Origin of the sequence: Polaribacter sp. Asnod6-C07 (assembly GCF_045063625.1) — a bacterium.
In the GTDB taxonomy this organism is placed as follows: Bacteria; Bacteroidota; Bacteroidia; order Flavobacteriales; family Flavobacteriaceae; genus Polaribacter; species Polaribacter vadi_A.
In genome coordinates, this window is the sequence record NZ_JBEFOF010000005.1 from 3,246,619 (window position 1) to 3,272,079 (window position 25,461).

Annotated in this window: 26 protein-coding genes; 3 read left to right on the top strand and 23 right to left on the bottom strand. The window is 29.2% G+C overall.

Going from position 1 to position 25,461, the window contains the following annotated elements; all coding sequences use genetic code 11:
• Positions 1-8: 8 nt before the first annotated feature.
• The 9 genes from ACJJVK_RS14085 to ACJJVK_RS14125 form a co-directional block, all read right to left on the bottom strand.
• Positions 9-2,762 carry an alpha/beta hydrolase family protein gene (locus tag ACJJVK_RS14085; protein ID WP_405566991.1) on the bottom strand — a complete coding sequence of 918 codons (2,754 nt, stop codon included), beginning with the start codon at positions 2,760-2,762 and terminating at the stop codon, positions 9-11.
• A gap of 179 nt (positions 2,763-2,941) precedes the next feature.
• Entirely contained in the window at positions 2,942-6,118 is a 3,177-nt protein-coding gene (locus ACJJVK_RS14090) for a WD40/YVTN/BNR-like repeat-containing protein (protein ID WP_405566993.1), read from the bottom strand.
• A gap of 565 nt (positions 6,119-6,683) precedes the next feature.
• Positions 6,684-7,121: a hypothetical protein gene (locus ACJJVK_RS14095; RefSeq protein ID WP_405566996.1), complete on the bottom strand. Its 438-nt coding sequence runs from the start codon at positions 7,119-7,121 to the stop codon at positions 6,684-6,686.
• Positions 7,111-8,337 carry an ABC transporter permease gene (locus tag ACJJVK_RS14100; RefSeq protein ID WP_405566997.1) on the bottom strand — a complete coding sequence of 409 codons (1,227 nt, stop codon included), beginning with the start codon at positions 8,335-8,337 and terminating at the stop codon, positions 7,111-7,113. Before ACJJVK_RS14100 ends, ACJJVK_RS14095 begins: the two co-directional genes overlap by 11 nt.
• Positions 8,334-8,963, bottom strand: a complete 630-nt coding sequence (locus ACJJVK_RS14105) for an ABC transporter ATP-binding protein (protein WP_405567000.1) — start codon at positions 8,961-8,963, stop codon at positions 8,334-8,336. The genes ACJJVK_RS14100 and ACJJVK_RS14105 overlap by 4 nt, the downstream gene beginning before the upstream one ends.
• Positions 8,964-8,991: 28 nt before the next feature.
• Complete coding sequence (locus tag ACJJVK_RS14110; protein ID WP_405567002.1) at positions 8,992-10,191, bottom strand: GTP-binding protein; 1,200 nt, start codon at positions 10,189-10,191, stop codon at positions 8,992-8,994.
• An 18-nt stretch (positions 10,192-10,209) separates the two neighbouring features.
• Positions 10,210-11,871, bottom strand: coding sequence for a PhoX family protein (locus tag ACJJVK_RS14115; RefSeq protein WP_405567005.1), 1,662 nt, complete (start codon positions 11,869-11,871; stop codon positions 10,210-10,212).
• 35 nt (positions 11,872-11,906) lie between these two features.
• Entirely contained in the window at positions 11,907-12,572 is a 666-nt protein-coding gene (gene folE / locus ACJJVK_RS14120) for a GTP cyclohydrolase I FolE (RefSeq protein WP_405567006.1), read from the bottom strand.
• Entirely contained in the window at positions 12,562-12,966 is a 405-nt protein-coding gene (locus tag ACJJVK_RS14125; protein WP_405567009.1) for a MerC domain-containing protein, read from the bottom strand. The genes folE and ACJJVK_RS14125 overlap by 11 nt, the downstream gene beginning before the upstream one ends.
• Before the next feature lie 62 nt (positions 12,967-13,028).
• Here ACJJVK_RS14125 and ACJJVK_RS14130 point away from each other — a divergent pair, with 62 nt between their 5' ends.
• Complete coding sequence (locus ACJJVK_RS14130) at positions 13,029-13,433, top strand: Fur family transcriptional regulator (RefSeq protein WP_405567011.1); 405 nt, start codon at positions 13,029-13,031, stop codon at positions 13,431-13,433.
• Between the two features lie 127 nt (positions 13,434-13,560).
• On the opposite strand, the gene ACJJVK_RS14135 is transcribed toward ACJJVK_RS14130, so the two are convergent.
• From ACJJVK_RS14135 to ACJJVK_RS14170, 8 genes are all read right to left on the bottom strand, one after another.
• Positions 13,561-14,289 (bottom strand): LytR/AlgR family response regulator transcription factor, encoded by a 729-nt coding sequence (locus tag ACJJVK_RS14135; protein WP_405567014.1) that lies wholly within the window; start codon positions 14,287-14,289, stop codon positions 13,561-13,563.
• 3 nt (positions 14,290-14,292) lie between these two features.
• Positions 14,293-15,333, bottom strand: a complete 1,041-nt coding sequence (locus tag ACJJVK_RS14140) for a sensor histidine kinase (RefSeq protein ID WP_405567017.1) — start codon at positions 15,331-15,333, stop codon at positions 14,293-14,295.
• A 322-nt stretch (positions 15,334-15,655) separates the two neighbouring features.
• A complete protein-coding gene (locus tag ACJJVK_RS14145) occupies positions 15,656-16,246 on the bottom strand; it encodes a hypothetical protein (protein ID WP_405567019.1) in 591 nt (196 codons plus the stop codon).
• A gap of 169 nt (positions 16,247-16,415) precedes the next feature.
• Positions 16,416-16,667: a hypothetical protein gene (locus ACJJVK_RS14150; protein WP_405567022.1), complete on the bottom strand. Its 252-nt coding sequence runs from the start codon at positions 16,665-16,667 to the stop codon at positions 16,416-16,418.
• Between the two features lie 44 nt (positions 16,668-16,711).
• The gene (locus tag ACJJVK_RS14155) at positions 16,712-17,116 is read right to left on the bottom strand and encodes a hypothetical protein (RefSeq protein WP_405567025.1); all 405 of its coding nucleotides are present in this window, start codon (positions 17,114-17,116) and stop codon (positions 16,712-16,714) included.
• Positions 17,117-17,340: 224 nt separating this feature from the next.
• On the bottom strand, positions 17,341-18,015 hold the full coding sequence (locus ACJJVK_RS14160; RefSeq protein ID WP_405567028.1) for a haloacid dehalogenase type II: 675 nt from the start codon (positions 18,013-18,015) through the stop codon (positions 17,341-17,343).
• Between the two features lie 41 nt (positions 18,016-18,056).
• Positions 18,057-18,608: a hypothetical protein gene (locus ACJJVK_RS14165; RefSeq protein WP_405567031.1), complete on the bottom strand. Its 552-nt coding sequence runs from the start codon at positions 18,606-18,608 to the stop codon at positions 18,057-18,059.
• Positions 18,609-18,748: 140 nt separating this feature from the next.
• Entirely contained in the window at positions 18,749-19,381 is a 633-nt protein-coding gene (locus tag ACJJVK_RS14170) for a LysE family translocator (protein ID WP_405567033.1), read from the bottom strand.
• 408 nt (positions 19,382-19,789) lie between these two features.
• Between ACJJVK_RS14170 and ACJJVK_RS14175 the strand changes: the two genes are divergently transcribed.
• On the top strand, positions 19,790-20,539 hold the full coding sequence (locus tag ACJJVK_RS14175) for an SDR family oxidoreductase (RefSeq protein ID WP_405567035.1): 750 nt from the start codon (positions 19,790-19,792) through the stop codon (positions 20,537-20,539).
• Between the two features lie 58 nt (positions 20,540-20,597).
• The gene (locus ACJJVK_RS14180) at positions 20,598-21,470 is read left to right on the top strand and encodes an RNA polymerase sigma factor (RefSeq protein ID WP_405567038.1); all 873 of its coding nucleotides are present in this window, start codon (positions 20,598-20,600) and stop codon (positions 21,468-21,470) included.
• Between the two features lie 94 nt (positions 21,471-21,564).
• Here the strand turns inward: ACJJVK_RS14180 and ACJJVK_RS14185 are convergent, their stop codons facing one another.
• The 6 genes from ACJJVK_RS14185 to ACJJVK_RS14210 all read right to left on the bottom strand — a co-directional run bounded on the left by ACJJVK_RS14185 (position 21,565) and on the right by ACJJVK_RS14210 (position 25,355).
• Entirely contained in the window at positions 21,565-22,008 is a 444-nt protein-coding gene (locus ACJJVK_RS14185; protein WP_405567041.1) for a hypothetical protein, read from the bottom strand.
• Between the two features lie 44 nt (positions 22,009-22,052).
• The gene (locus ACJJVK_RS14190) at positions 22,053-22,340 is read right to left on the bottom strand and encodes a YciI family protein (RefSeq protein ID WP_405567043.1); all 288 of its coding nucleotides are present in this window, start codon (positions 22,338-22,340) and stop codon (positions 22,053-22,055) included.
• A gap of 116 nt (positions 22,341-22,456) precedes the next feature.
• A complete protein-coding gene (locus ACJJVK_RS14195) occupies positions 22,457-23,470 on the bottom strand; it encodes an NAD-dependent epimerase/dehydratase family protein (RefSeq protein ID WP_405567046.1) in 1,014 nt (337 codons plus the stop codon).
• Positions 23,471-23,532: 62 nt separating this feature from the next.
• Positions 23,533-24,102: a Crp/Fnr family transcriptional regulator gene (locus ACJJVK_RS14200; RefSeq protein WP_405567049.1), complete on the bottom strand. Its 570-nt coding sequence runs from the start codon at positions 24,100-24,102 to the stop codon at positions 23,533-23,535.
• A gap of 106 nt (positions 24,103-24,208) precedes the next feature.
• Positions 24,209-24,763 carry a DinB family protein gene (locus ACJJVK_RS14205; protein WP_405567052.1) on the bottom strand — a complete coding sequence of 185 codons (555 nt, stop codon included), beginning with the start codon at positions 24,761-24,763 and terminating at the stop codon, positions 24,209-24,211.
• Positions 24,764-24,818: 55 nt separating this feature from the next.
• Positions 24,819-25,355, bottom strand: coding sequence for a Crp/Fnr family transcriptional regulator (locus tag ACJJVK_RS14210; protein ID WP_405567054.1), 537 nt, complete (start codon positions 25,353-25,355; stop codon positions 24,819-24,821).
• Between the last annotated feature and the right edge of the window lie 106 nt (positions 25,356-25,461).

The window sequence follows — 25,461 nt, forward strand, 5'->3', positions numbered from 1 at the left end:
ACTATCTGTTATTTATCTTCTTTTATGAGTTCGTACCCTTGGTTGATTCCTTTTTCTATAGCAGGTACCCCACGTTCCATCCACATTGGTTTTTGAGCTCCTTTTAAATAATAATCGAAGAATTGCGCCAAACGAATGTTAAAGTCGATTCTATTTTGCATTTTTAAAGGCCAGTGTGGTTCGCCATTATAGTTTAATAACCAAGAAGGTTTGCCTAAACGTCTTAAGCTTACAAAAAATTCAATTCCTTGATACCATGGCACGTGTCCGTCTGCATCATTGTGCATGATTAATAATGGCGTTTTAATTTTATCGATATTAAAAATCGGAGAGTTTTCTACATAACGTTGTGGATATTCCCAAGGTGTACCACCTATTCTACTTTGTGTATGCTCGTACTGAAACTGTCTGCTTAAACCTGTCCACCATCGTATACCTCCATAAGCACTAATCATATTTGGTACTGGAGCACCTGATTCTGCAGCTTTAAAAATGTTGGTTTTGGTAACTAAATAGGCAATTTGATAACCACCCCAACTGTGTCCTTGTACACCAATATTGTCTTTGTCTACAAAACCTTTGTCAATTAAAGAAGTAATTCCAGGAATTACACAATTTAAGGCACTCTCACCAGGATAACCATCTCTATAGGTAATGTCTGGATTAAAAATTAAATATCCACGACTCGCATAGAAAGGATAATTGATGGTAGATCTACCATAAGATGGTGCACGATGTCTGTAAATACCGTCTGAATTTTTCTCATAGAAATTCACAATCATTGGGTATTTCTTATTCGGATCGAAGTTTTCTGGTTTTACTAACATTCCTTTTAAAGGTTTTCCATCTAAAGAAGTCCATTCTACCATTTCTATAGTACCCCAATTGTAGTCTTTTTGTTGTGGATTGGCGTCTGTAATTTGTTTTGGTGCTTTTAGGTTTACGTCTGTTACATAATAATTTGGGAATTCTGTAAAGTTTTGACGTGTGTAAAGTAATCTATTTTTCTTATCCTTTTGTGCTAATTTATAGCTACCATAAGTATGCTCACTTTCTACCAATTGAGTCAATTTCTTTTTCTTTGGATTGTAGATTGCTATTCCGCCTAACTTAGTTTCCTCGTTAAACGTTCTAAGAAACCAGTTGTTGGTATTTGATATTGCTTTTTCTTCGTTATCTAATTTTACATAACGATAGTTGGTGTTTTTTGTTCTACCCTTGGTTAATTTTTCTGATGCTCCAGAATCAGGATCAAAGGCCCAAATGTCATAACGATCGTAAATCAATAATTTCTCATCATTTTCTGTCCAGCCCATAGAACGATATCCTCTAGGGTCGTCTGGGTAGTCATGTGTTTCGTTGTAAAATTGCTTGCCTTTAGTTAATGCTTTGTAATTTAAAGTTTTTAAGTTGTAGGTAAACCAGGTAGTATCTTTTCTAGAATAACCATACAAGTAGTTCCCTTTTGGACTTAGGGAATTACCTCCATAAATCTTTTTGCCAATGGTTGCAGTTGCTCCTGTTGATAAATCTACTCGCATCATATCCATAGCACGTTGTCCAGTCCATTGACTCTCTAACATATAAGGCGTATTGTTTCCAATAATTGCATACTCTGAATTTCCTTCGTCTGCATAACGTACTACATCATACTCTGTATTTGCAATTTGTACCATTTTATTACTGGTAAAATCATACAAAGATAAAAAGGCTTTCTTCTGATCTCTTTTTACTTGCATTTCTTGTACTGTGTATAGTCTTGGCTCATTGTACGTCCATACTTCTACATTTACAATTTCTTCTTTAAGTAGTGTAGTATCTTGTACAATAGGCGGTTTTCTTAAACCAAAAAACAGTCGCTCTTCGTTTTTAGAAAACGTTAACCTTTGGTCTGGAGAAACTAATAATTTTGCTGCATTCTTTTCTGAAGCTACTAATTCTTTGGCAGTAGTTTGTCCTTTTTTCCATCCTAATAATATTGGTTTTTTAATTAAGCTTTTTGTAGAGTCTGCATCTACTACAAAACCAATTTTATCACCCGAATCTGAAATTTCAATTTGCGGATATTTGGTTTTTTCGTGACTTTGATAGATTAAATTAGAAGTTTTGTTCTTAACATTGTATTGATAAACCCCACTTTTTAAAACCTCTTTTATACCTGTAGTTGCGTATGTAATGATTTGTCCTTCTTTAGAAATTGCGTGTTTTGTAACAAATTTAAGGGTATCTTCTACACCACTTTCCAAGTTACGCACCACAATATGGTAACCATTTTTACTAGAAACCTTTTTGATTTTCTTCTTTTTGGTCTTGGTCTTTGTTTTGCTTTTTGTTTTGTCTTCTGGCTTATCTGTTTTTGTTTTTTTAGTTTTTGCTTCACCTAATTCATAAGCTACAATGCCAGACCATTTCTCAGGGATTTTATAAGATTTTACGTTTGGTATTTTATCTACCTTTTCTTTATTGATATTATAGATGATTAAGGTATCAGTTGGATAATCTTTCTTTTTTACCTTTTTACGTTTTAATTCAGTAATGCTGTCTTTGTAAGCATTTACAGAAAATAAAACAAATTTAGAATCGTAAGTAAAATCTCCCCCTTTTGTGCGAGGGTATTCCATGATTTGGTTTCCCTTTGTGCTTTTTAAGTATAAGGTTTGGTCTTTTTCATCTTGACCTAATCCGTATAAAATATAATCTCCAGAATTGGAAATATTTGCATTTTTAATTTGGTTCCATAATGCTTTGTCTTCATGTTGCATTATTTTTTTTTGCGCTTGGAGGGAAATTGCGACGCAAAACAATAGAATTGTTGACAAGATTTTCATAAAGGTGTTTGTTTTAATTTGAATTTATATGTGTAGTGTTGTTGTACTACCTTACTACTGAATTTAAAAAAGTGAATGCCTTTTATAACATTCACTTTATTTTGTTTACTGTATTAGTTATTAATTAATCCTTGCCCTTCTATCCAAGGAGCACCAGCTGCTTTTAATCCTTTTTCGATATTAATTAGGTTCTTTTCTGATACCACTTTTAACTGCGATTTAACTTTAACCAGTTGCGATTTTACACGTTCTAATAATTGTTTATGCGTACCTGTTGGCCCATAAGTATTACCAAAAGCTCGCCAAGATAAACCATTACCATCATTAGCAGTAGGATTTGATTTTTCTCCTACTTCACCTTTTACTGGGCTACCATTTAATTCTTTTTGAATAGCTAATAATTGTAACCTGGTATCGTTAATGTCTTTTAATAAAGCATCATTAGGAGCTGTTGTTTTGTTTGCGGCTCTTTTCATTGCTGCAATGGTTTTTATTTGACGATTCATTAAGATGTTTGTCGCCATTAAATCTTGTTGAAAAGCAAATACTTCTTTTCTAAAGTCATTCACCTCTTTGTAAGACTTTCTTGGTAATGCACCATCATACATTGGTACTACGTTAAACGTTTTAGGCTCTTGTAAAATAGTAGTTACACCATCTACACGTTTTACTAAAGTAGCTGTATATGTACCTGGAGTTACCATAATATTGCTTCTGCCTCCAATTCCGTCTCCACTAGCGTTTAAACTTTCTCCTCTTTTATTCGGATAATTCAATTTCCAGTTTACACGGTTAAAACCTTTTTGGTTAGTCCCTTTTACTGTGTTTACAATGTTTCCTTCTGCGTCTTTGATTATTAATAAAACTAAGGGTCCATCTTGATTATTTTCCTTTTCAAGGGCCTCCCAACCAGGAAAGTCTGTATTTGTTTTTTCTCTCTTTTTACGAATGTCTTTTAAAGATTTGATTTTATCTGACATATAGTACGTAAACTTAGCCCCATATGGTGCATTAGGTGCTTTATATTCAGCATCTCCTTGACCAGCTACTCTACTTGCTTCTTTGTACCAATAAGCATCCTTTATAGGAAACAAAGTAGCTTCTTTAGCCAACATTTCTTTTTTGAATAATCTTAATGGTGTAATATCATCTAGTATAAAAAATCCTCTACCAAAAGAAGCCCCAACCAAGTCATTTTCTCTTCTTTGAATAGTAATATCTCTAAACGAAATAGTTGGCACTCCTCCTTTTAATTTTAGCCAGTTGGTACCTCCATTATAGGTAAAATAGATTCCGTATTCTGTAGCAGCAAATAATAAATCTTCATTGACATGGTCTTGAACAAGTCTCCATACTAATAAACGCTCAGGAAGATCTCCGTTGATTAATTTCCAGCTTTTACCTTTGTTGGAGCTTTTTAAAATATATGGTTTATAATCTCCATATTTATGATTGTCTACAGCAGCATATACTACGTTTTTATCAAATAAATCTGCACGAACATCATTTACAAAAGGTACATGATCTACTCCCTTTATACTATTGATTTTAAACTTGTTCCAAGTAGTACCACCATTTTCGGTAGCCTGTATAATTCCGTCGTCTGTACCTGCATATACTAATCCCTCTTGTTTAGGAGATTCTGCCAATGAAGTAATGGTATTATAATCTGACATGGCTTTAGTATCCCAAGCATTATCCCAACTTTGTTGTTTGCCATAATATGGGATAGCCATTCTTTCTATTTTCTCGGTTAAATCGCTAGAAATTGGTGACCAATCATCACCTCTGTTTTCAGATTTCCATACACGATAAGATGCAAAGTATAATCTCTTTGGATTATGTGGACTTACTAAAATCGGAGCATCCCAATTGAACCTTTCAAACGGATCACCTTCTAAGGCTTGCGGTTGAATGTAAACAGTTTCTTTAGTAGTTTGGTCAATTCGCCATAATGCTCCCTTTTGAAACTCACCATAAGTAATGTTTGGATTACCAGGTTCTATTGCAGATTGATGACCATCTGCCCCTAGAGTTTTCCACCAATCAGAATTGGCAATTCCATCTGAATATATTGACTGTGAAGGACCTCCATGAGATCCATTATCTTGCGTACCTCCATAGATTTTGTAAAAAGGTTTACTATCGTCTACTGCCAATTTAAAATATTGTGTAACAGGTAAGTTTCTGATAAACTTCCAGCTGTTGGTTAAATCGAAACTTTCATATAACCCACCATCTGTACCAAATAACACATAATTTGGGTCTGAAGCTTTAAATGCCATTGCATGACTATCTACGTGCTTGTTACGTTCGTTCATTCTGTGAAAGGTTTTACCATGATCATCAGAAATTAACACATAGTTATTCATTAAAAATAGTTTTCCTTCATGATGAGGAGAAGCATATAACTCTTGATAATAATGAGGACCTGTACCCCCAGAAACTGTATTAGATTGTTTTTGCCAAGATGCACCTCTATTAGCAGACATGTACAAACCACCTTTAGTTCTGTCTGTTTCTAAAACTGCATAAATAACATCAGGATTAAAAGGAGAAATTGCTAAACCAATTTTACCTAAGTTAGAACCCGGAATTCCTTTGGATAATTTTTGCCAAGTTAACCCACCATCTATACTTTTATGAATACCAGAACCTTTACCACCACCTAAATAACCAGCAACAGTTCTGTGTCTTTGCCAAGTAGCTGCATATAAAACATCAGGATTTCTTGGATCTATAACTAAATCTGTTGCGCCTACCCATTCTGTATCTCCTAAAGTTTGTGTCCATGTTTTTCCTCCATCCGTAGATTTAAAGATTCCTCTCTCACCTCCTTTAGACCATAAAGGTCCTTGAGAAACCACCCAAATTATATTAGAATCTTTTGGGTGAACTATAATTTTAGAGATGTGGTCTGAGGTTTTTAAGCCCATATTTTTCCAAGAAGCCCCATCATCATGACTTACGTAGACTCCGTCTCCAAAAGCTACATGACGTCCCCCCACATTTTCTCCTGTACCTACCCAAATGGTATGTGTATTGTTAGGATCTATAGTAATTGCCCCAATAGAATAGGATTTTTGTTTATCGAAAATAGGTTTCCATGTAGTACCAGAGTTCGTTGTTTTCCAAACACCTCCAGAACCAACAGCCACATACCAAATATTCTCATTGTTGGGATGAATTGCTATGTCTGCAATTCTACCAGAGGTAAATGCAGGTCCTATATTTCTAAGTTTTAAACCTTGAAAGGTTTGTTCTGTTAATTGTTGCGCATGTAAAGGCATTGTTATTGCAAATAGCAATAGGCAAAACATGCATAGTTTAGTTATTGTTTTCATTATTAGTTTGTGTTTACGTAATAGTTGTTTTTATTATTGATTATGCTGAACACTTATTGAAAGTGTTCGGATAAATTTATTCTCATTATTAGGTATAATGTTAAACAGCTTAATAATATATTTATATTATTAAATTGATATTCAATAAATTATATAGATTAAGAAACTTTGAGGTTATTTCAATTGAAATGACTACAATTATAGTTTTAATATATTTTTTACAGACTTTTCTTTTTAAATATTGTCTTAAATTATTGATTGAGTCAACATTATTTTAATCTAAAAATAAGAACGATTTCTATTGTAAAAAATCTGTATTATGTTTTGATTGGTTACAGTGTAAATGGATAGAAATGAGTGAAGTAAATTTCCTTGCATACGTTGGTAGTTTTGAATGAATTAATTGCATCTAATTTAAGGAGTTTTTAACAAATACACAGTGTAAACACGGTTGTGCTCAGAATTTTAACGCATTTTAAAGAATACTTTAACATAATAAGAAGAGTATGTGTTATTTTATTAAAACCCCTGTACAATCTGTAAGTATATAATTGAAATGATTAACATCGTCTCTGTTTAATTTTAATGTGCCTGTGATAGTTACAAGATCATCGGTTTTAAAGTTTTTAGGATTAGTATAGTGAATTTCTACAGCAGTTTCTGGGCCAGATTGACCACAAAAATAGCAAGAAGCCATTGGCCCTTTAGAAAGTATGAATGTATTATCTTCTTGAATTATGTCTAAAAAATATCCTTTTATAGTTACTTGTTTTCCTTCTAATGCTTTTACTGCTCCTAGAAATGTTGGGTACATGAAGTAATCATCAAATTCAGCAAAGTATTTGTCTGTAAAAGTAACTTTCGATAATAGTTTCCAAGAGATTTCTTGTTGACTATAACTTATAAATGCAGAGCACAAAAAAAGGAAAAGGATGCTTTTATTTCTCATTGCTTAAAATTGTTGAAATATTCATTTTTAAGAGAGGGATTAAAGTTAACACAACAGCAATTAATACCATTATTAGCATTAATTCTGCTATTTTTAATACTTCTTGTAAAGGTAAATCTTGTAAGATATTTTGTTGCAAACTAATGGATTGACTATTCATAAACACTTTTATCCTTAATTTAATTATTATAAAGCCAATGGCAAAAGCCGAGCATACAATAGTTAGTGCTTCATAAACTATTATTTTTATCAGCTGAAATCTAGTAGCACCATAAGTTCTTAAGATTGCCAAATCAAAAGCACGCTCTTTCATCATTTTATATAAACTCATAAAGATACTTAACGACGCAATAATTAGAATTAGATAACCAATAATTGTAATTGTTTTGAAGCCTACACTAGTATAATCATATAATTTATGGAGTTCATATTTGGGTAATACAGCTTGTAAATTGGTACTCTCGTTTATCTTTCTAGGAAAATTTAATAAAGCACGTTTACTTTTTAGACTAACTAATAAAGATGTTACTTCTTTATCACTTTTTGTAGGATGTTGATGTGATGTTTCTTCATCTTCATGTTCATCATGCTCATGCTCATCATGATGATGTACTTCCCATATACATTCTAAAGTTGTAATTATTAAACGATCTATTACTTTTTGACTCGGTTTTAGAATTCCTACTACTGTAAATTCCTCTGTATGTACTTCAATATCGTTATCTATTAAACCATGAGCACTTAAAAAAGTATCACCAATTTTTAAATTAAGTTGTTGAGCTGCAGTGGCACCTAAAACTGCCTCCATTGATTTTTTTACGAATTGTCCCTGTTCTAATTGTGCCTTGTATAAGTCTGGATAGTTTTTGGTACTGCCAACAATTCTGAATCCTTTGTAATTATCGCCATAAGAAATTGGAATTGCCCATTTTACTAAAGGATTCTTACTAATTTTTTGTGCTTCTTGATAAGGAATATTACCAGTAGGACTGTCTAAATGCAAGACAGAAGCTAATACCAATTGTAGTGGACTGCCTTTTGCACCAATAACCAAATCGATGTTATCTAGGTTGTTTTCTATTTGATTTTTAAAAGAAAGGGCTATTTGTTTGATGCCCAATAATAGTGTAATACTTAAAGATAATGTAATAACACTTAAAACACTATATAGTGGTTTTGCTTTAATATTTTTAAGAGTGATGCTAAAAATATTCATAAGCTAATGGTATTTTGGAAGTAGCTTTTTACTCTAGCATCATGAGTAATTACAATTAAATGTGCTTTGGTTTGTTGTGCTTGTTTTAGTAATAATTCAATCACTTTTTTACAGTTTACATCATCTAAACTCGAGGTAGGTTCATCTGCTAAAATTACTTTGGGATGGTGAATGGCAGCCAACGCAATTCCCAGACGTTGTAACTGCCCTTCACTCAACACATGAATCTTCTTATTTTTATATGCTGATAAATCGAGTTGTTCTAAAAGATTCTCTATAACTGCATTTGGTATCTTTTTTTTGCTAAACAAAATTCTTGCTTTTAGGTTTTCGGCAACCGTTAAAGACTGAATCGCGTGTTTTTTCTGAAAAACGAGTCCGATATTTTTACCTCTAAAAGCATCTAGTTGTTTATTATTTAAATTATTAATCACTCTGTTATCTATTGTAACAGTGCCACTTAAAGGTTTTAATAAACCCGCTAAAATGTGTAAAAACGTGGTTTTACCCACCCCCGACTTTCCTAAAATGAGTAGGTTTTCTTGTGCTGATAACTGTATATCAGGGAATCTGAAAACGGAATCATTTTTATTGTATTGAAAAGTTAGGTTGTTTGTTTTTATCATTTATTATTTTACGACTAATTTTTACTGTTTATGCAGGCAAAGGCCATTGATCTTGTGTAGGAAATAATTTTGTTTTCCATATTTCTATTTCTTGGTCTGTTAGTACACACTCTTGTAAAGCATCAATCATATTCTCTTTGTTTACATGTTGCCCAATAAAAACCAATTCCGTTTTACGATCACCAAAAGTAGCATCCCAATCAGATTCAATCATTTCTTTATTATCAGCAAAAGCTGCATAATTTATTCTTTCAGCAAAAGGCATTGATGCCCACCAAACTCCTGCAGAATCTGCTTTACAAGAACCTCCAGCTGAGCTCCAAAGTAAGGCTTGATTAGATCTAGAAGCCAACCAAAATAAACCTTTACTTCTAATAATGTTTTGCGGAAAAGATTGATTTAAATAATTTAAAAAGCGATCTGGGTGAAAAGGTGTTTTACTTCTGAATACAAAAGAACTAATGCCATATTCTTCTGTTTCTGGAATGTGTTCATTTTCTAATTCTTTGATCCAACCAGCAGAAGCTTCAGCTTTATCATAATCAAACAACCCAGTGTTTATTACATTTTCTAAATCTACTTTAGAATGGTTGGTGCAAATAATTTTAGCCTCAGGATTTAACTTTTGAATGATTGCTTTTAGTTCCTCTATATCATTATTATAAACTAAATCCGTTTTATTTAATAATATAACATTGGCAAACTCAATTTGATCCGTTAGTAAATTTACAATGGTTCTATTATCGTCTTCTATATCAGTTAGTTCTCTAGTAGCTAAATAATCTGAACTCGAAAAATCCTTTAAAAAATTAAAAGCATCAACCACAGTAATCATGTTATCTATATAACTAAATCTGCTTAAATCGATTTTACCATCTTCACTCTCAAAAGTAAAGGTTTGAGCTACAGGAATTGGTTCGCTAATACCTGTACTTTCTATTAATAAATAATCGAATTTGTTTTGTTTAGCTAATTTTTCTACCTCTATCATTAAATCTTCACGAAGTGTACAACATATACAACCATTAGACATTTCTACTAATTTTTCTTCGGTTCTAGACAGTGTATTTTCGTTTTCTATAAATTGAGCATCAATATTTACCTCGCTCATATCATTAACGATAACAGCTACTTTTAAGCCCTCTTTATTGTGCAAAACGTGATTTAATAAGGTGGTTTTACCAGCTCCTAAAAAGCCACTTAAAACAGTTACAGGTAGTTTTTTCATTAGTAAAGCAGTTAAATATTAAACTTCTATAAGATTTAACCTATTCATTTTTTCGATGAGATCTCCAGTAATTGCTACTACAGCAGGTTTTGGAATGTTATCGGCATCAAAAGGCCAAGTACTGGTTGGTTTACTTAAATCTTTTGTTTCTTCACCTGGATGTTGTACACTTAAAAACAGTGTTTTACCATCTGGTGAAAACCAAGGACCTGTTAGTTCTGCATCTTTAGGAGCAGATACTACACGTATTACTTTACCTGCATCTTTACCCAATCTCGGTATTACAAATAAGCTATTGTTTTTAAATGACAAATAGGGTTTGTCTGGTCTATTCATAGAGCTCCCAGAAATGTCTGTGGTAATCCAAAGATTACCTGCCATATCAAAAGCTAAGTTATCAGGACAAGAAAAACCATTCTCTTCTCCACCTGCAATGTATGTAGAAACTTTAAAGGTTAATGCATCAAAATTATCATTAGTTTCTTCTATTTTTAGAATAGAACCATGGAGATCTCCTTTTGGTTTGTTGTTGGTTAAAGTGATAAAAATATGCCCTGTAATTGGATCAATCTCTATATCTTCTGGTCTGTTTAAAGGTGTTGCTCCTATTAACTTAGCTGCTTCTCTTGCTCTTATTAAAACTTCAGTTTGATTTTTAAATTTTGCTTTTAATACTGGCTGATTTTCCCAATCTAAAGCCAACCATTTTCCGTTAATGGTATCTGCAACATATAAAGTACCTTCTTTTAAAGAACTTGGTTTTGAAGATATAAACTTGTACAAATGTTCATCATTATGATCATCACCAGTATAAGCTACTACTCTTTTATCCTTTAGTTCGTATAGCGTACAACATTCATGTGCAAATCTACCTAATGCAATATGTTTTTGAGCTTTACCATCTTTTGGATTGATTTCTACTACCCAACCATAATGCTCAGGAGGATAATTGTAAAATTTTTCCCAACCATAACCACTATTTCTATGGCTTTCTACATTGTTTTTATCATATTCTGTTTCGCCTAGAAAACCATCATAGTTTTCTTCACAAGTAATAAAGGTTTTCCACGGAGTAATTCCTCCAGAACAATTTGCCAATGTTCCTTTTACACTGGTTTTTCCTTTAATTGGTGCATCCCAATTTAAGGCAATATCTGTTTGTGCAGTGATTCTTCTGTTATGAGGGTCGTTTTGAACTACTTGCCAAACTCCGTTTTTTTCTTTAATTCTTACAATGCTTCCACCAACATTGTACATTTCTTTATCTACTTGGGCTTTGGTTTTTTCTTGTTGATAATTAAAATCAGAAACAAAAAACGGGTTGATATATTCATGATTTACCCACAATAATCCGTCTTTAGGATCATCATTATTAAAAGGAATAAAACATGTGTAATCATTATTAAATCCGAAGGTATCTGTATCGCTTATGGTATCTCCCCATTTGATAATGGTGTGATAATTTAATCCATTTGCCAACACTAAATCATCTTTATCAGAAGCAGGAATTCCTTTTAAAACAAAGTCTTTAAGTGCTTGTAATCTTTCTTTAGAAATTTTGTTAAAATCTTTTGTAGGTGTTGCAGTATTACCACAACTCATTAAAAATTGAGGTAATACTAACGATGCTATACTCGCTTTACCCATAAATGAAATAAACTGTCTTCTATTATAATCCATTTTAATTTGTACTTAAAATTTATATTGATGTTGATTTATCCTTTTTGATTGCTTATTATTTTTAAGAATTCATTTCTTTTTTCTGTATCAGCAAAACAACCATCATATTCTATAGTTGTTGTAAAACTATCTTTATCTTTTATACCTCTAGATGACACACAAAGGTGTTTTGCAGTAATCATTACAATAACATCTTTAGTGTTTAAGACTTCTTGTAGATCTTTTAAAATTTGTAAGGATAAACGTTCTTGTACTTGTGGACGATGAGCGTAATAATCTACCAAACGATTAATTTTAGACAAGCCAATTACTTTATCTTTTGGAATGTATGCGATATTAGCGTGACCAACAATTGGTAAAAAATGATGCTCGCAAGAAGAATCTATAGTTATATTCTGTTCTACAAGCATTTTTTTATAATTGTATTTATTTTCAAAAACCGAAAGTTTAGGTTTATTGGCAGGGTTTAACCCATAAAACAACTCTTTAACATACATTTTAGCAAAACGATATGGAGTACCAGATAAACTGTCATCAGTTAAATCTAAACCTATTTCTTCCATAATCATTTTAAAATGATGCTGAATGTTTTTAATTTTTTCATCATCAGATTTATCAAAAGCATCTGCACGCAAAGGTGTTTTTATACTTGTTGAAAAATGTGCATCTCCTTCTATAATAATTTGTTCTTTATTTTTCATTAGTACAACATTTATCTGTGTTACATTGGCAATATTTTCTATTGTATAAGTGTAATGCTATTAATGATATTGTAGGTAAATAGATAAAACTTTCACTTAAAGGAAACATACTTAATTTTTCGTTTATAATAATTACAAAAAGTATTGACCAACTTAGCCATAGTGCAGGTTTAATCCAATTTTTAGTAGTAGTTTTTGTAGATCTAAATACAGCTATAAAAGAAATTACTAAGAAAAAATAGTCGATGAACTTCCACCAAACAGGAGCTTCATTGCAACAATCGAATAAACTACTTTGTGCAAAGAAAATAAAAGGTGTTGCCACGCAATGAATTAGACAAAGTGTACTGGATATAGCACCAACACTATCTGCTTTTTGATTTGAGTATATCATTTAAAACTTATTAATACAACTGAGTTGCAAATCTAATAATAATATTTGTTAACACAACTAAGTTGCAGTATATTTGTTTTATGGGAATCATCAGAAAAACAAAATCGGTAAAAGTATTAATGAACGAGTTTAAAAACAGTAGTTCAGCTATTTCTGCCAAGCAATTAATAAATCAATTAAGCAGTCAGTTTAATAAAACTACGATTTACAGGGTTTTAGATAAGTTGGAAGACGATGGTGTTCTGCATTCCTTTTTAGGGAAAGAAGGTATTAAATGGTATGCAAAATGTAATGGGTGTTCTACTACTGAACATAAAGATTTACACCCACATTTTCAATGCTTAGACTGTGGTAAAGTAGATTGTATACCTACTACTGTTACCTTGCCTAAAATACCAAATAGACAAATTAAAGTTACTCAATTATTAATTCAAGGTAAATGTGAATCTTGTGTTGATTCTATTTAAAGTAAGTGTACTTAAATTTTAAAATTAATTTAATTGCTAAATATTATAACAAGTAAAAAACAAAGTATTAATAAAAAATTATGAATATTTATTAATTAACAATTCACCAACTTTATCTGATTAGCTTTTAAAAAGAATTTTTTTTAATAAACTCTAAGAACTTAGGTTTGTATTGTTCAGAAACCGTAATTCGTTGTTTATTTATAATAATTTGACTACGTTCAATTACCTCAATATTTTTTAAAGAAACAATAAAAGAACGATGTACACGCATAAATTGAGAGCTTGGCAACTCTTGTTCTAAAGTCTTTAAACTCATTAATGTTAATATTGATTTTGGGTTGTCTTTTAACCAAATTTTTATGTAATCTTTTAAGCCTTCAAAATATAAAACATCAGCTAATTTAATACGCAGTTGCTTGTATTCTGATTTTACAAAAAGAAATTCTTTTTCTTCGGATATAACAGGTTGCTTTTTACCTTTTATCAACTCAAACCAAGTATTAGCTTTGTTGGCAGCCGCTAAAAATTCAGCGTAATCAAAAGGCTTTAACAAATAATCTAAAGCCTCTACTTTAAAACCCTCTAAAGCATATTGATCAAAAGCTGTTGTAAAAATTACTCTTGTTTCTTTGGGTAACATTTTAGAAAATTCAATACCAGTTAAATCTGGCATTTGTATGTCTAAAAACAATAAATCTACAGGTTCTTGTTTAATAAATTGTAAGGCCTCTATAGCACTACTACACTTCTTTTTAAGTAATAAAAAAGGTGTTTTTTCAACATAACTTTCAACTAGATTCAAAGCCATAGGTTCATCATCTACAACAACACAAGATATTTTTAGATTACTCATTCTTTAAATAGTTTCAATTTCTAAATTTACTACAAAACGATTAGAAATTACTTCTGTCTGAAAAATATATTTATCAGGATATAACAATTGCAAACGTTTTTCTAAATTTTGAAGACCTATACCAGAACCACTTTTATCACCCGATTTTTTAGGGAAGTTAGTATTTTCTATTGTAAATAAAACAGTATTACTAGTACAAGTCATATTCATATTTATGTTGCTAGGTTTACTCGCAGCAACACCATGTTTAAAAGCATTTTCTATTAAAGAAATAAATAATAAAGGTGCTATTTTAATACCTGTTTCTGTTGTTGGAAAATTGTAATCGATAGTAGTTTTATCAGATACTCGCAATTTCATTAACTCAATATACTTTTTCATAAAATCTATTTCTTTGGTTAATGAAATGGTTTCCTCATTAGTTTCATACAGCATATATCTCATTAATTTACTTAAACTATGAATCGATTTTTTAGCTTGTTCTGGAGAAAGATCTACCATTGCATAAATATTATTCAAAGAATTAAAAAAGAAATGCGGTTGTAACTGATAATGCAAATGTTGTAACTCTGATTGCAATTTAAAATTAATAGCCTCCTTACGTTCTGCTTCTGTTTTTACCCAACGTTTGGTAGTTTTAACTGCAATAGAAAATAACAAAGGTGCCATATAAGAAACCATTTGAATGTAAATAAACATTTTAAAAGGTGGTGCTGAATTACCATTACTATTAGAAGGTCTCCTTTTGGTTAACTCCTGAAAAAAGGTATCTTCTATACTTTCTTTTAAATAAATAAAGCTACTGATAAATATGATGTTAATTAACACAAACCAAAGCGTTTTTTTTGTGAATAGATATTTATCAATAAATAAAAAATAATTGAGATAAAATAAGATTGCCGAAAATACTAATGGAATCCAGAAATGAATAATTACTCTATCTAATTCTTGTTCTTGCCCATAAGACAACAAATAAGGCATACTAAAAAGCACAAACCAAACCAATATGTGCGAGACTAATGTGATGTTTTTATTTTTAATCATAATGTTTTATTCTAATGCTTTATTAAAATGATGTCTTATGTTTTAATGAGAATTCATCAGTTCATCTAATTTTATTCTCGATATAAATTTTACTGATTTCAACTGTAAACTCTACTTAAATAGACAAAATTTTAATCCATAGTATAAATATAAAACAAATCCTTTTTTATGGTATAAAGAATAGATGTTTTAAATGATTTACTATATCAATAAGGTTATTTTATAGATGGTAAATGGAAGTGTTTTTTAATGCATTACAAATTATAAAACAACTAATAATCTATTAACTTAAAATATTATCTTTTTTAAAAAAGATCAGAATTTAGTTAAGATTATTTTTATTATTATGTTGCCAAACTTTTAATTCACTAGTAAATTTTTCTAATTCTGGCAGATAACTTTGATAAATACATAAATAGAAATAAGCCACTTTATTTTTATAATCTTTGCTGTTTACAAAATAATCAACAGCTTCATTGTTAATTTTATATTTAACGTATTCTTTAAACCAAGGATAATTATCGCTCCAGAATAATAAATTTCTACTTACATTAGTTTCCACAATTTGTGTAGATGCTTTAATGTTAAGGCTTGCTCTATCATAAATACGTATTATATTTATAGCACTACTATCTTCTAAATTGAGGTTTTTTAATTGTTGAATACCTGTCTTATCAAATTCATAAAAAATAAATCCTGTAGCCAAATTTTCTAATCCTTGGCCTATATCTTTTGCTGTTGCAGAATCATTTAAAACTTTTCTATATAGGTATTCAATATCCTTATATTCAGAAATTAACTCATTTGCTGTTTTTATATTGTTTTTAATATCTGTATCAATTCTAGTATAAATATTCTTTATATTTTTATCTATCTTTTGTTTTTCATTGTAGTTATTTGCTTGAATAGCCAAGAGAACTCCAATAGTTACCAAAATTATTTCGCCTAAAGCATAAAGAAGATATTTGCTAAATTTATTTTTCTGACAACATATTCTGTCTTATTTTTCTGAATATTTTTATCATAGTTTTTTTAGTATTGAAATACTAGGAATAAGCTAAAAATCTAAAGTTATGTTTTAATTACTCTTTATTATATTTTTTGTGTGCTATTTTCTTTTGTTCTAAAATAGTATAAAATTTTCGTGGTGATATTTTTAAATCTTTGGTTATTTCACTTACTTTTTTCTTTCCTTTTTTATACAGTTTTAAATTCTCATTTACTTTTTTATTAAAGTAATGTTTTTCGAGTTTTTCTACTACCTGTAATTCAGTCAAATTAGAGTCATTCGCATATTTTTCAATTTCAGTTTTAATGTTTGTTAAAATACTCATAAGTTTTATTTTAAAAGTTTTGCTTTAATAAATACCAACTAGTGTTAGGTAACGTTTTCATTTATCTTTTCATTCAATTTATTATTTTCTGCAAGTACTTTTTCTTGTTGCTTACCTCTTATAAAAAATGAAATACCTCCAAAGGTAAGTATAGCTCCAAAAAGTAAAGAAATGAATAATAATACTAAAATCCCTGCTACAGTAAGAAAAACTCCATAGTTTATATTCTTCTTAGGGTTTAATGATCCGTTTTGTGATCTTGAATTTCCTGCAGCATCAAGTTTTAGTTTTAGTACTCTTTCTGCCTCTTTTTCATCCTTTAAAAAGTTAATACAATTATTTTCAAATTCAGGTTTGTTATTTGTTAAAGAGCAAACTAGCCCTGTTTTAAAATCTACGTGTCTATTTTTACAAATTTTACAAAACTCAAGACATTCTTTTAATTCCATATTCATTTTTTTTATTCAATATATTATTTTTCTTTTCAATTTTTAGGTACTAAATAAATTAATTCACCTTATTATTAATAATAAAGACATCTGATTTATGTACGTTTTATAGTCTTATTAAGTTACTAAATTAACAAATAAAACACAGATTATAAACATATCAAAATTTTAGGAAGTAAGCTTAAACCAATTAAGTATAGAGGGTATTTAGTATTTTAATGTAATTACATATTTTTAGATTCAATTATTTGTTGAATTAAATCTTTTAAATTTGTGTCTTTAAAATCTGCTTGTAAGTAATAAGGGTTATAAATTTCTTCTTTTCTTTTTATATATGCAGTGTTAAGCCCTGCCTTTTTTGCTCCAAATAAATCCCAGTCGTGAGTAGCAATCATCATAATATTTTCTGTTTTTAAACCTTCTTGTTCTGCAGAAGATTGGTAAATATCTTTAAATGGTTTGTATTTTTTAACGCTATCTACAGAGTAAAAGGAGTCAAATTTGTCAATAATTCCAGAATTTGTTAATTGTTCTTTCATCATTTCTAAAGATGAATTTGAAACTGCAATAACTCGAATATTATTCTCTCTAAGAATATTTATAGCAGGTAAAACATCTTTATAAGCAGGTAATTTTTTAAATTCTCCTAATATCTCTGCTTTTGTTTTTGCATTTAAAATTTTATTATTCTCAAAGAAAAGGTTTTCTAAAGCTGCATCAGCTAATACACTAAAATTTCTATATTCTCCCATTACTCCCATAATACTAGAACTGTAAAGTAATTTTGTAAACCAATATTTTAAAACATATTTGTCATTAAAATGTTTGTCGAACTGTGTTTTTAGTAAACTTAGGTTCAATAAGGTTTCATTCATATCAAAAAAAACTGCTTTTATCATCTCTACTTTTTGTTTAAGAATGTGTTTATTTTACATTTCTTTTAGCTTGTTTTTTTACTACTTCTAAGTAAAATTATGCTAAAACCAATTAAGGTTAAAACATAACCGAAAATCAATCTAAAAGATATTGGTATTATATGCCATAAAATAAGATTGGCGATTAAAATAAAAACAATCCCTATTTTTTCTTTTTTTAAATAATTTAAGCTTAAAATTAATAAACCAAGGTTAAATATTTTAGAACTAGGCCCAATTGTCATAAATGTTTTCCAAATAGATGGTACTTGAGATATATGCTTTGTAAAATCGTTACGCATTTCATTATTAGGAAAACTCCACCAAATAAAATCTAAAACACACATACCTATAATACAAACAATACCAATTAACGTTAAAGGAATACCAAACAGACTAAATATTTTTTTAGGAAAAGAAACAACTTGAGGAATTAATAAAACCACACCCACTAACAAAAACCAATGTGCAAAATCAATAGGTTCTTGTGCATACACATAATCATTGCCTTTAGACAAAATTATTTGACCTATGAGAAAGAAAATTAATCCTATCAAAAAAGATATTCTGTAAATCATTCTATATTTATTTTATTATTTCTACTAAATCCTAAGTTTAAAAAAATATTTTTTACGATTAGAATAACCCATTTAACAAAAAAATCCGAATGGAAAATATTAGCAAACCAGTACTATATTATATTTGTTTTTGTCAAAAATTATTTTTTCATTAATGCTAATTTTATTCCAAGAGCTACAAAGATTCCGCCAGTTATTTTGTCTAACCACATTTTTATTTTATAATTTTTTCTAATCTGTTCAGATAGTTTTGAGGCAAATATTGCTAAAATTAAACACCAAATTGTTCCTGTAAGTAAAAATGTAACTCCAAGGATTAAAAATGGAAGTGAACTTTCTACATAATTTGGGGCAATAAATTGTGGTAAAAATGCTAGAAAAAACAATGCTACTTTCGGATTTAGAATATTAGTTAGAATCCCAGATAAGTAGATTTTTCTATAATTCACAACTTCACTTTCATTAGTCAATTCAAATTTTTCATCTGCTTTTTTAAATATTGTTTTGAGTCCTAGAAATATCAAATAAGCTGCTCCCAAATATTTCACTATTTCAAAAGCTGTTGCAGATTTAGCAAGTATGATTGATAATCCTAAAGTTGCAAAAATGATATGAAAAATTGCTCCAGTTGATATTCCCAAAGCAGATAAAATTCCAGCCTTTTTTCCTTGAGCAATACTTCTTCCAAGAATATACATTGTATCAGCTCCTGGTGTTAAATTCATTATCAATCCAGCTATTAAAAAAGCTTCAAAGTTTATTATTCCGAACATAATTATATTAGTTTGTTTTATTATTACCAACTAGTGTTTATAGTTAACTATCTAAATTAATAACTATCCTCTACTCTTCCAGTTCAAGAATTTATCAAAAAAACTATCTAGAACTAATTTCATTTTCAATCTATTTCACTAAATTTTAATTTTACCCTAAATATAAAAGAAATCCACAGGTAAAACAGTTCAAAAAGAAAAATAAAGTTCATAATTTAAAATATATAAGGCAGATCTAAGTACCATAATTTCTAATTATAACTTAGCTAAACATATATATTATTTTAATATGTAGTTGTAATGCGTTTTTTATTTTCATCTAGTTTTGTAACACATCATTTTTTTCATTGTCCAAGTTATAGATAAAACAATAATTAGGAAGTTTAATTTATTAAAAAAACAAAAACAATGAGAAAATTAGAAGGTAAAGTAGCTGTTATAACAGGTGGTGCTAGTGGTATTGGTTTAGCCACAGCTCAAGAATTTATTAATAACGGAGCGAAAGTGGTAATTTTTAGTAGAGGTCAAGAAGCTTTAGATGCAGCTGTAAAACAATTAGGTTCTAATAGTTATGCTGTAAAAGGTGATGTTACTAATCATTCTGATTTAGAGCGTTTATTTTCTGAAACTAAATCTAAATTTGGAGGGGTTGATACTTTATTTATCAATGTTGGTAAAGGAAAATTAGCATCAGTAGCAGATACAGACGAAGCCTTTTTTGATGATATGATGGATGTAAACTTTAAAGGAGCTTATTTTACATTACAAAAAGGAATTAAAAATTTAAATGACAATGCTTCTGTTGTGATAACGACTTCATATTTAAACGAAGTTGGTTTTGGTGGCAGTAGTTTATTAAGTGCAAGTAAAGCTGCTTTAAGATCTTTAGTACGTGTTGCCTCTGCTGAACTTGCAGATAGAGGTATACGTGTTAATGCAGTAAGTCCAGGTCCTATTGGTACACCTTTTTGGGGTAAAATAGGTTTGCCAGATGATGTACTTACTAGAGCTGCTGAATCTATTACAGCACAAACTGCATTAAAACGTTTTGGAAATCCTAAAGAAGTAGCAAAAGCAGTATTGTTTTTAGCTTCAGACGATTCTTCATATATTATAGGTGAAGAGATTGCAGTACAAGGTGGTATCAACGCAATATAATTGTAATTAAAAGCCTTGTTTTATGACTTATAAAACAAGGCTTTTAAATTTAAAAACTATGACTGATTTTTTTTCAAATAACTATACAGATTTAGAGGATACAAAACTGGTGCAATTATCAATTGATGGAAACAAAAAGGCTCTACAAACTTTAATTATTCGTCACCAACTTTTTGTGTACAATTTAGCATTAAAAATGGTTGGTAATGTAGAAGATGCAGAAGACTTAACACAAGAAGTTTTTATAAAAATAATTACAGCATTATCTAAATTTGAAGGTAAGAGTAAATTCAGAACATGGCTATATCGTATTACAGTAAACCATTTTTTAAATAACAAAAAGAAAAAATCAAAAATAAAAACAGTAAATTTTGAAACTTATTTTAATTCTATAGACGCTATTCCTACTATTGATTTAAATGATCAAGAAGAAAAAGAATTTAAAGATACAATTGAAGAAATAAGAATTAATTGCACCACAGGCATGTTACTTTGTTTATCTAAAGAACAACGTATCATATATATATTAGGCGAAATGTTTGATATAGATCATAATCTTGGAGCAGAAATTTTAGGAATTACACCAGGTAATTTTAGAATAAAGTTAATGCGAACTCGTAAAGAGTTGTATAATTGGATGAATAAAAAATGTGGATTGGTTAACACTAATAATCCATGTAGATGTTCTAAAAAAACAAGAGGTTATATAAGCGAAGGAAAAGTAAACCCTGATAACTTGAAATTTAATACCAGGTATACTTCTAAAATAAGTGGGTTATCAAAAAAGAAAGCTTTAAAATTTACGAATACTGTAGATGAATTAAATAAGAAAGTATTTCAAAGTCATCCTGCACAAACACCAAAGCAATCTTCAAAAATTATTAATGAAATATTAAATAACAATTTAATAAAATCAATTTTAGACCTATAAAAAGAATGTCTGAAATATTAAAAATTTAAGTGCTATTCGTTAGTTAATAGAATACAAACCAATACAATATTTACAGATTATTGTAGTAAGTTTTTTATTCAAAAATTATTTCCTTTTCCGTTTTGGGAATTAAAACAATATGAAAGGGCTGACTATAAGCTAAAGTTGAAAAGTCAACTTCTTCAGTATTAACAATTATATTTTCAGAATTTTCTATCATTTCATTAATTTCTACTGTCCACCCAGTTCCTTTAAGTTCTAATATTATTGCAACTATGTAGTGAGTATCAAAATTAATTTCGTCAGTATTAAATTCATTACTAACATTTTCTATTGTATTCATTTTAGCAACTAAATTGTTCCAATCTTCGTTGTTTTTTATAATCGTTTTAGTTTTAATTATATTTTCAAATCCGCTTCCAGTTAAAGTTCCTTTTCCAATTTCTGTAAATTCAATTGAAATAGGAAATATTTCAGTTTCAGTTTCAGAGTTTGTACAGCTTATTATAATAATAAGTAAAAAAAGAATTCGTTTCATTTAAATTTTGATTATAATTTACGATCACGTTTATCGTCTATATTCTACTCCATTAAAAAATTTAGTTCATTACAAGTTTTACTCGGAATAAATTCAGTCAACTCATAATCAGCTAAATTATTTATTTTAAAGGGGTCTTTATCTATAATTTTTTCCAATTCCAATTTGTTTTTAACTTTGGATAATATTATACCTCCAGTTCTTGGAATTTTCCGTCCAGAAACGAGAAAGTTGCCCAATTCATATTGGGCATTCAGAAATTCAATATGGTCGTTTATGTGTTCGTCAACTTTATCCAATTCAGTTTTATAAGTCAGATTTATTATGAACATTTTTTCTCTTTAATTGCTTTATTTGGCAACTAAGTTAGTAAACATTTACAAATCCTAGAAAATTACGTAAGAGTTTTAGTATGTAAAAAGAACAAAGAAATTAATTATGCACAATTTTATATCTCGTTTTCTTTTTTCCAATCGTTTTTTAGATACGCTAAAGCATCTTCCAAAGCTTTTCTTGAAGATTTTGGGTTGTAACCTAATTCTTTTCTAGATTTACTAATATCATAATCTTGTTTTAAGCCATAAAACATATCTACATAATGTCTCATTAATAAAGGTTCTTTCCCTGTAATTTTACTACTAAACTCCATTAATCCAGCAACAGAGTACAATAGATATTTTGGTGCTTTTTTAGGTGTTTTTAGTTTTAGTTCAGGGTATAATTCTGATGCTATTTTTACTGTTTCTTGTACTGTAGTATGTTCTTCGTTAGATAAAATATAACGTTCTCCATTTCTACCTTTTTGCATTGCTTGATAAGCACCAAAAGCAACATCTTTTACATCAACCCAATTTAAAGTCATGTTTGTATCTACAGGAATTTCTCCATTTAAAGCTTGATATACTAAATTATTACTGTAACTTAATTTATGAGCCTCACTTCCAATCATAGCAGAAGGCAAAATTAAAACAGTTCTAATACCATATTTTTCACCCAATTCTAAAGCTAATTTATCTGAATCGTTTTTAGAATTATAATACCAATTTCTTCGATCTTTATTATAACCATTATCAACATTTGCAGGTAATTTTGTAAAATCTAAAGAAGCAACAGAACTTACATAAACAATGTTTTTTACACCACATTCTTTTGCCATATCAAACACATTTTGAGTTCCTTGCATATTGTTGTCATAAATTTCCTCTTTCGGATTTTTTGCCCACATACTAAAGTTTGCAGCCACTGCATATAAGTTTGTAATGCCTTCAAATGCTTTTTTAAGTGATTCTCTATCCATAAGATCTGCCTGTACAACTTCGCAATCTAAACCTTCAAAAGGTTTTGTGTTTTTTAAGTTTCTTACAGTAGTTCTTACGTTTTGATTGTTGGAAAGTAATAATCGAACTAAGTTGTTTCCTAAATGTCCTGTTCCTCCTGTTACTAATGAAATTTCTTTGCTCATAATTATTAAATATTTGTTTGAGCAAATTTCGATAGATTTTAAAAAGTTAGAAATAACATTTGTTAGAAAGCGATTTGTTTTCTAATTCGACTTAAAGATTGAGGTTCCATTCCTAAAAAAGAAGCGATATTATCAATAGATACATTCAAAGCTAAATTTGGATACTGATTCAAAAACTTTTGATAACGTTCTTTAGCTGATAAAATTTGAAAGTCTTTAACACGTTCTAATTTACAATTTAAATGTTCATTGGTTACTTCTTTTACAAATATTGCCCAAAATTTTGTTTCCTTTTGTAAAATATCAAAATCAGGTTTGGATATTTTTAGAATTCTAGACGCTGTGATCGTTTCATAATAATCTAATGAAGGTGTTTCTGTCATAAAACTATCTAAAGAAGTAAAAAAATCTTGTTCTGTTACAAGATGCTGTACAATAATCTTTCCATCAATATTTTGATATCCTTTTACAATTCCAGTATCTAAGAAATAAATATATCGCTCCACTTTTCCTGCTTCTAAAAGATTAGTTTGAGCTGGTATTTCTTCAGAAACACAATGTTTTTTGATTAAATCAATATCATTTTGAGTTAAATTAACTCTAGATTGTATATAATTAATTAGATTTTCCATTTTGTTTATCGTCTAAGAATAGTATCAGAATTAGAGTTTTATTACACTTTATACAAATATACTTACTTCGAATTTAGCACAAAAACCACTGTTATTTTATATATTGTTACTTACTGGCTTTTCTTATTACATTTTCGGCTTGTACTACATGTCTTTCATTATGAGCAATAATAAACCTAAAAGTGTCTCCTAATTTTAATTTTATAAGTTTTGATATACTAATTGCTGTTTTCGTTTTGGCAAAGTTTATATTTTTAGATTTTTCAATTAATTCAAGAAATTCTTTTTGTTGACGAATAAATCTATCAATAACACTTTTATTTAAACTGCTACCTAAAGGATTTTTATCTTTAAATGTCTTCATTTTATTCAATTTCTTTTTTGGAAGCATTGTTTTGACAAAGTAGTTTCCAATTATTCCGCTTTTAAACGTTTCACTTGGTTTTGAATGGCTTGTTTCAATATTTTTTCTTATTTCAGGATTATAAAAATCTCCATATAGATTTAGATGTTCAATACATTCCAAAACACTCCAGTTCTCAGAATTTTCTCTATAGTTTAATTCTTTTTCAGATAGTTCTCTAAATTTCTCAACCTTATTGATGTTAATTCTTGTTTTTTCAATTAACTCTGCTATCAATTCTATTGTTTTAAACTTCATAATTATATTTTCCTACAAAAGTCAAGTCTTTTTAAACCATAAACATTGATTGTAATCAAGATTTTTTAATCCTAGATAAAGTTTCTGGTGTCATTCTTAAATAGTCAGCAATATATTTGTTAGGAATTTCTTGAAATAGTTGAGGGCTTCTTTTAAATACTCGTTTATACCTTTCAATTGGTGACGAAGTTAAAATATCTTTTTCTCTTTCTAATTGTTGTAAAATTAATTGTTCCAATATTTTAGTCCAAACATTTTGAAATTCAGGATTAGAATTAATTAAATCTTTAAATCTTTTTTTTGTAATGACTTTTAAATTCGTTTTTTTTATTGCTTGAATGTAAAAATCAGATGGTTTTTCAGATATAAAACTGTCAAGAGAAACTATAAAATTATTTTGGTAACCAAATCGAATAGTACGTTCTTCATACTCTCCAATTAAATAGATTCTTAAACTTCCGTTTATGATAAAATAGAGGTTAGTATCAATACTTCCTTTTACTTTTAAATACTCATTTCTACTTATTTCTATTTCTTTCTCCCACAGATTATTAGTTTCAATAGCTTCAATTAATAATTGTGTTTCTTTCATTTTAGTTGGATGTACTTTTTCGTTTGTAGGTAACGTATTTTAAGCACTAAAGTTAGCAAATAAATTACAGTTAGAAAGTCTTAGAGAAGTTTAGTATTAGGCTAAA

Excerpts from the sequence above, each read along its gene's own strand:
- ACJJVK_RS14085 (WP_405566991.1), bottom strand. The coding sequence starts at position 2,762 with ATGCAACATGAAGACAAAGCATTATGGAACCAAATTAAAAATGCAAAT.
- ACJJVK_RS14090 (WP_405566993.1), bottom strand. The coding sequence starts at position 6,118 with ATGCCTTTACATGCGCAACAATTAACAGAACAAACCTTTCAAGGTTTA.
- ACJJVK_RS14095 (WP_405566996.1), bottom strand. The coding sequence starts at position 7,121 with ATGAGAAATAAAAGCATCCTTTTCCTTTTTTTGTGCTCTGCATTTATA.
- ACJJVK_RS14100 (WP_405566997.1), bottom strand. The coding sequence starts at position 8,337 with ATGAATATTTTTAGCATCACTCTTAAAAATATTAAAGCAAAACCACTA.
- ACJJVK_RS14105 (WP_405567000.1), bottom strand. The coding sequence starts at position 8,963 with ATGATAAAAACAAACAACCTAACTTTTCAATACAATAAAAATGATTCC.
- ACJJVK_RS14110 (WP_405567002.1), bottom strand. The coding sequence starts at position 10,191 with ATGAAAAAACTACCTGTAACTGTTTTAAGTGGCTTTTTAGGAGCTGGT.
- ACJJVK_RS14115 (WP_405567005.1), bottom strand. The coding sequence starts at position 11,871 with ATGGATTATAATAGAAGACAGTTTATTTCATTTATGGGTAAAGCGAGT.
- folE (WP_405567006.1), bottom strand. The coding sequence starts at position 12,572 with ATGAAAAATAAAGAACAAATTATTATAGAAGGAGATGCACATTTTTCA.
- ACJJVK_RS14125 (WP_405567009.1), bottom strand. The coding sequence starts at position 12,966 with ATGATATACTCAAATCAAAAAGCAGATAGTGTTGGTGCTATATCCAGT.
- ACJJVK_RS14135 (WP_405567014.1), bottom strand. The coding sequence starts at position 14,289 with ATGAGTAATCTAAAAATATCTTGTGTTGTTGTAGATGATGAACCTATG.
- ACJJVK_RS14140 (WP_405567017.1), bottom strand. The coding sequence starts at position 15,333 with ATGATTAAAAATAAAAACATCACATTAGTCTCGCACATATTGGTTTGG.
- ACJJVK_RS14150 (WP_405567022.1), bottom strand. The coding sequence starts at position 16,667 with ATGAGTATTTTAACAAACATTAAAACTGAAATTGAAAAATATGCGAAT.
- ACJJVK_RS14155 (WP_405567025.1), bottom strand. The coding sequence starts at position 17,116 with ATGGAATTAAAAGAATGTCTTGAGTTTTGTAAAATTTGTAAAAATAGA.
- ACJJVK_RS14160 (WP_405567028.1), bottom strand. The coding sequence starts at position 18,015 with ATGATAAAAGCAGTTTTTTTTGATATGAATGAAACCTTATTGAACCTA.
- ACJJVK_RS14165 (WP_405567031.1), bottom strand. The coding sequence starts at position 18,608 with ATGATTTACAGAATATCTTTTTTGATAGGATTAATTTTCTTTCTCATA.
- ACJJVK_RS14170 (WP_405567033.1), bottom strand. The coding sequence starts at position 19,381 with ATGTTCGGAATAATAAACTTTGAAGCTTTTTTAATAGCTGGATTGATA.
- ACJJVK_RS14175 (WP_405567035.1), top strand. The coding sequence starts at position 19,790 with ATGAGAAAATTAGAAGGTAAAGTAGCTGTTATAACAGGTGGTGCTAGT.
- ACJJVK_RS14180 (WP_405567038.1), top strand. The coding sequence starts at position 20,598 with ATGACTGATTTTTTTTCAAATAACTATACAGATTTAGAGGATACAAAA.
- ACJJVK_RS14185 (WP_405567041.1), bottom strand. The coding sequence starts at position 22,008 with ATGAAACGAATTCTTTTTTTACTTATTATTATAATAAGCTGTACAAAC.
- ACJJVK_RS14190 (WP_405567043.1), bottom strand. The coding sequence starts at position 22,340 with ATGTTCATAATAAATCTGACTTATAAAACTGAATTGGATAAAGTTGAC.
- ACJJVK_RS14195 (WP_405567046.1), bottom strand. The coding sequence starts at position 23,470 with ATGAGCAAAGAAATTTCATTAGTAACAGGAGGAACAGGACATTTAGGA.
- ACJJVK_RS14200 (WP_405567049.1), bottom strand. The coding sequence starts at position 24,102 with ATGGAAAATCTAATTAATTATATACAATCTAGAGTTAATTTAACTCAA.
- ACJJVK_RS14205 (WP_405567052.1), bottom strand. The coding sequence starts at position 24,763 with ATGAAGTTTAAAACAATAGAATTGATAGCAGAGTTAATTGAAAAAACA.
- ACJJVK_RS14210 (WP_405567054.1), bottom strand. The coding sequence starts at position 25,355 with ATGAAAGAAACACAATTATTAATTGAAGCTATTGAAACTAATAATCTG.